This is a genomic window from Synechococcus sp. H60.1 (genome assembly GCF_047462335.1).
In the GTDB taxonomy this organism is placed as follows: domain Bacteria; phylum Cyanobacteriota; class Cyanobacteriia; order Thermostichales; family Thermostichaceae; genus Thermostichus.
Window position 1 is genome coordinate 1 of the sequence record NZ_JANSJA010000206.1, and the last position, 4,994, is coordinate 4,994.

Here is a 4,994-nt window from a genome sequence, read left to right on the forward strand (position 1 = left end):
ACCCTGTTGGGCCGCGGGCGCGCCAGCCAGTTGGAGCGCCACGAACGCTTAATGGATGTGGCGGCTATTGCCATTGGCATTGGGGCGGCCATCCTACTGCAGATCCTCTTTAGCCAATGGAGCCTGTTCAACACTCTCTTCGAGACAGCACCCCTGAGTTGGGCGCAGTGGGGCTTCTGTCTACTGGTGAGCTTGCCGATGATCGGGGTTGCAGCGTTGGCCAACCGCGTGGATCCGGAAGGCGCTTCGCTGGCCCGCTCACCCAGGAAAACCTAATCCTAGGGAAGACCAAAGGGGTGCCCCCAACTGGCCTGAAATCACCCTAGGGATGGCTACTGTCTCCAAGAGGCTTTCTAGGGCTGGGATCCAGAGAGTCTTCCCCAGATCTTTGGAAGGGGCGGTGAGGGCCTGCCTCTCGTTTTTCGCCAGAGAGCTGCGCCTAGCGGCTGGCCTGGGGAATGAGGATTTGCTGCAAGGCTTCTTTTAAGTGGGGATATTGGAAGGTGAAACCCAGCTGCAGCGCGGCCTGAGGGATCACCCTCTGCCCCGTCAGAACCACCTGAGCCGCTTCGCCCAGCAGCAGTTCTAGGGCCAGCGCCGGCACCGGCAGCCACGAGGGGCGGGCCAAAACTTGTCCCAAAGTGCGGCAGAACTCTTCCATCTGCACAGGGTTGGGGGCAGTGGCGTTGAAGACGCCGGATCCCTGCTGCAGTAGGAAGCAGACCAGGCTTACCCAGTCGTCGCGGTGGATCCAGGAGACCCACTGCTTGCCAGAGCCAAGGGGGCCGCCGAGGAAAAACTGAAAGGGGGCAAGCATTTGGGCCAGGGCTCCCCCAGCGGGCCCCAGGACAATCCCCGTGCGCAGGATGGCCAGGCGGATCCCCAGCTCCTCCGCCGGGCGGGCGGCGGCTTCCCAGGCTTGACAGACTTCTGCCAAAAAGCCCTGGCCTGGCGGAGCCGCCTCCGTTAGGGGATCCCCTTCGGGTCGGGAGCCGTAGTAACCCACTGCCGAGCTGCTGATCAGCACCTGGGGCTTTGGGTCGAGAGAGGCAAGAGCCTGGACGAGAGCCTGGGTGGTTTCCACGCGGCTGCGGCGGATTTCTCTTTTCTTGGCTTCTGTCCAGCGGGAAGAGGCTAGGGGCTCCCCAGCCAGGTTGACAACGGCCTCGTACCCTTCCAGAGCTGAGGCCCAGGCTTGCGGTTGGTAGGGATCGTACCCCAGCAGCTTGAGGTGGGGGGATACTCCCAGAACGTGGCGGACCTGCTCAGGGCGGCGGCTCAAGACCAACACCTCATCTCCCCGCTCCAGCAGGCGGGCCACCAGGCGGCGCCCGATAAAACCACTCCCGCCCGTGATGGCAATGCGCATAGGACTTTCCTTCTCCAACTCCCTGGGATCTGTGCAGAGCATTCCCCCCTTGAACCTCTAGCCTAGCGCGTCTGCAGTCTTGGCCGTGGTCGTCTTGCGGGAATTGCAAAACCAGCCCAGGCCATGCCGAGTTGGCGCTGAAAAGACGGAAAAGAAAAAAGTCTGGGGCCAGCCCCTGACATACCTGGGAAAATCGGCTTCAATAAGCCCTAGCTGCGCTTCCTGGCAGCAGCAGCGGTTCCTTATCCCCTTACCTTCTTCCCTTTACCCGTGGCACCCAAGTCTTCTTCCCGCACTCCAGCTCGCCCCTTGCCTCTACAGGTGGAGCAGGTTGCTGGGCCTGGGCTGCCCCTTTCCAGTCGCTCCCAGGGATCCCTAGTCCGAGCAGGGAGGCAAGGAGCGCTGGTTGCCAGCCAGCCAACGATCCCCGTTCGAGCTTCTCGCTCCAGAAGCTTGTCCTATCTGCGGAAACGGCCGGTGCCAGAGCCGCAAACCTGGGAAGTGGTCTGTCGCATCGGGGTAAACTTCCTCTTTACCGCGGCTGCCCTCGGCGGCCTGTATCGTCTCTTGCCAGTACAGTTGGCCCAGCACCACCGCCTGCAGGTTTTGGAGCATCACATCGAAATTCTCTCAACCCGGCTTTCTCGGCTGCAGGAAGAAGTGGATCGCGGCATGGATCCCCTTCAACGACAGGCTCTGATCAAAGAACGTCTCAACCGCGTGCCGCCCGATCAAATCCAGGTGCGCCTGGTGGATCCCAGTAGCCTGGTGGCCGACGAGGAGAAGAATGTTTCCCCTGCCTGGATCGGACAATCTCCCCAGCCGCTTGGGAGACCGTAGCTGACCTAGCTAGTAGGACTGCTTCAAGAGCAAGGCCACCTCTTTGGCAAAGTAGGTGAGGATCATGTCAGCGCCGGCTCGCTTCATAGCCAAGAGCGATTCCATCATCACTTTCTTGCCGTCGATCCAGCCCTTTTGCTCGGCAGCCTTAATCATGGCGTATTCGCCGCTCACGTTGTAGGCGGCCACGGGCAGATCCGTCGCTTCCTTGACCCGATAGATGATGTCCAGGTAGGCCAAGGCCGGCTTCACCATCACCATATCGGCCCCTTCGGCCTCGTCCAGCTCCACCTCCCTGAGGGCCTCGCGGGCGTTGGCGGGATCCATCTGATAGGTTTTCTTGTCCCCCCACTTGGGCGCAGATCCCAGGGCATCGCGGAAGGGGCCGTAGAAGGCAGAGGCATACTTGGCGGAGTAGGCCAGGATGGCCACGTCGGTATAGCCCTGCTCGTCTAGGGCTTCGCGAATGGCGCCGACGCGACCGTCCATCATATCAGAGGGGGCAACAACGTCGGTTCCCGCCTCTGCTTGGGAGAGGGCCTGCTTGACCAACACCTCCACCGTCTCGTCGTTGAGGATCACCCCATCCCGCACAATGCCATCGTGGCCGTCACTGTTGTAAGGATCCAAGGCTACGTCCGTCACCACCAGGATTTCGGGGATCTCCTGCTTGATCCGCCGCACCGCCCGCTGGATCAACCCTTCTGGGTTAAAGGATTCCCGCCCCGTGGGGTCTTTCTTTTCTTCGGGCACCACCGGGAAGAGGGCCACAGCCGGGATCCCCAAGTTGGCCGCCTCCTCCACCTCCTTCAGGAGCAGATCCAGGGTGTAGCGGTAGCAGCCGGGCATGGACTCCACCTCTTGCCGCTGGTTCTCTCCCTCCATAACAAACAGGGGGTAGATGAGATCCTGCACCCGCAGGTGGGTCTCCTGAACCAGTTGGCGAAGGGCTTCGGTGCGCCGCAGCCGGCGGGGACGGTAGATCAGGTCTTGGCTCATAGGAGCAGGAGAAAGAGGGCCTCTCTATTTTGCCATGAGGTCGCTAGGGGCTAAGTTATCGTGGATCTCTCCCTGAGGCAGCCGGCGGGCAAGCTCCACGGCGCCGGTAGGATTGACAACGATATCGGCGGAGGTATAGAGCGCCAGAACCGGCAGTTCTGGCCAATGGGCTTGGTCAAGGCAGCGCTGCCCACTGCCCGCCAGCTCGGCTGTAAATCTGGCCCGCGTTACACCCCTGTCGCTAAGGGAGCGCGATGTTGCTTTTCGCTTCAAAACATTTCTTAACAATTTTGCCCCTTGCCAGGGATCCTTATCTGGCCGAGCTTTGCGGCCCTTTTCCGGCAAGTGTCCGAGGCGTTTTCGGGACCAATCGCGGCCAAGGGCAGGAATAACGAGCTGCTGGGGGGTATGATCTTGTGAAGAACTTTTGCTGAGCCTCAGGTTTGACGGGATCCCGTCTCTGTGGCAGTCTGTCTTTGCTCTACCATTGCCTTGTTGCTTGTTCGCTTCATCCACTTGGAAACGGGTTGCTGAAACTATGCTGTTACTGAAAATCTCTGTTTACGCGGTGGTAATCTTTTTTGTGGGACTGTTTGTCTTTGGTTTCTTGAGCAACGACCCTGCCCGCAACCCCAACCGTCGGGACATGGAATGAGGGATCCCGCGCTTGGGCGTTCCTGGTGAGCATGGCTAACGCCTTAAGGGGGTGCTTGATGCACCCTCTGCTTTCGCTTGGCTCTCAACCCAAAGCAGCGACTTAGCTTGCCTATTGAAAGACTGTAATCAGAAGAGTCTGGGATCCAGAGCGGTTCTGCTGATCGAAAGCGGTGATGCGGAACTGCCAAACGCCGGCAGGATCGCCAGGAGCAACCCGGAAGTCGGTGTTGAAGCTACAGAAAGTGGCACCTGCGCTGCAGCCAACCTGCTGCGGGTTAAAGATTTCTCTTTGGACGCGCGTGCCAAGCGGGTTAAAGGTTTCCAGTTCCACAAACTGGGTTGAGCGGGCGCCGCCGGGCACACTCACCTGCACCGTGAAAGCCGGTGTGGAGGTGCCTATGCGCACAGAGGTAGGCGGATTGATAAAGGCAACGGTTGGGCTTTGGGGTGGAACGATAATCGATCCGCCAGAGCTGCCGCTGTTGCCGCAGGCGGTCAGAGGGGTGGCTAGAAAGCCCGTTGCCAAGAGAGTTAGCACAGCGCGTCGCATTCTTGTCTCTCCTCACAAAACTTTGCAGAAACTTGGAAACCTCTTGTCCCCTCGCGGGGGCAAGTTTGCCTCTAGGCTAATCTTTGCTGCTCCAGCCCTAGAGCAGATGCGCAATCGCGCAAAGATAGAGAATCTCTTGCGCTAAAACAACAGCAAGCGCCGCAGGATCAAGGCCATGACAGCAACAAAGCCGGCTACGATGAGCTGCCCCGGCAAGGTGTAGCCTGAGTAGAGGCCAATCAATCTCAGCAACTCCCCATCCCAAGGTTGGGTGGCCAAAAGATAGACAATTCCGGTCAGGTGAACCAAGGCCAGAGCTGCCAAGCTGGCAGATCCCAAGTCCTGCAGGCGCACTGGCGCAGAGATGCTGGGCAGCACGTAGGGGTTGCGGCGAGGGGGAAAGGAAGCGGTCGGTAAGTGAGGATCCGTGTGTCGAAAGGCCATTGTCCCGCAGGCCCAGGCCGCGGGCAGGAAGCCCAGCAGGTAGCCGAAGGCGGGCTGGTACAGGTATTGCCATCCGCCTCCCTGGGCAAACACCTGCAGCCCCGCCAACCCCAATCCCAGATAGACAATCTGGGC

8 protein-coding genes are annotated in these 4,994 nt (G+C 60.1%); 3 read left to right on the forward strand and 5 right to left on the reverse strand.

The window, feature by feature from the left end; all coding sequences use genetic code 11:
* On the forward strand, positions 1 to 276 hold a 276-nt coding region (locus NW852_RS10280; RefSeq protein WP_414426712.1), incomplete at its 5' end, for a cation transporting ATPase C-terminal domain-containing protein.
* 163 nt (positions 277 to 439) lie between these two features.
* Here the strand turns inward: NW852_RS10280 and NW852_RS10285 are convergent.
* Positions 440 to 1,369 carry a TIGR01777 family oxidoreductase gene (locus NW852_RS10285; protein ID WP_414371270.1) on the reverse strand — a complete coding sequence of 310 codons (930 nt, stop codon included), beginning with the start codon at positions 1,367 to 1,369 and terminating at the stop codon, positions 440 to 442.
* A gap of 453 nt (positions 1,370 to 1,822) precedes the next feature.
* Between NW852_RS10285 and NW852_RS10290 the strand changes: the two genes are divergently transcribed.
* The gene (locus NW852_RS10290) at positions 1,823 to 2,209 is read left to right on the forward strand and encodes a hypothetical protein (protein ID WP_414399213.1); all 387 of its coding nucleotides are present in this window, start codon (positions 1,823 to 1,825) and stop codon (positions 2,207 to 2,209) included.
* 9 nt (positions 2,210 to 2,218) lie between these two features.
* Here NW852_RS10290 and hemB read toward each other — a convergent pair whose 3' ends face one another.
* Complete coding sequence (gene hemB / locus NW852_RS10295; protein ID WP_414371267.1) at positions 2,219 to 3,208, reverse strand: porphobilinogen synthase; 990 nt, start codon at positions 3,206 to 3,208, stop codon at positions 2,219 to 2,221.
* A gap of 24 nt (positions 3,209 to 3,232) precedes the next feature.
* Complete coding sequence (locus NW852_RS10300; protein WP_414371264.1) at positions 3,233 to 3,481, reverse strand: serine aminopeptidase domain-containing protein; 249 nt, start codon at positions 3,479 to 3,481, stop codon at positions 3,233 to 3,235.
* A gap of 265 nt (positions 3,482 to 3,746) precedes the next feature.
* Between NW852_RS10300 and NW852_RS10305 the strand changes: the two genes are divergently transcribed.
* Positions 3,747 to 3,863, forward strand: a complete 117-nt coding sequence (locus NW852_RS10305; RefSeq protein WP_011431538.1) for a photosystem II reaction center protein I — start codon at positions 3,747 to 3,749, stop codon at positions 3,861 to 3,863.
* A 111-nt stretch (positions 3,864 to 3,974) separates the two neighbouring features.
* Here NW852_RS10305 and NW852_RS10310 read toward each other — a convergent pair whose 3' ends face one another.
* Together NW852_RS10310 and NW852_RS10315 are read right to left on the reverse strand one after the other, a co-directional pair.
* Entirely contained in the window at positions 3,975 to 4,415 is a 441-nt protein-coding gene (locus tag NW852_RS10310; RefSeq protein ID WP_414371261.1) for a hypothetical protein, read from the reverse strand.
* Between the two features lie 141 nt (positions 4,416 to 4,556).
* A partial coding sequence (locus NW852_RS10315) for a biotin transporter BioY (protein WP_414426713.1) occupies positions 4,557 to 4,994 on the reverse strand: 438 nt, incomplete at its 5' end.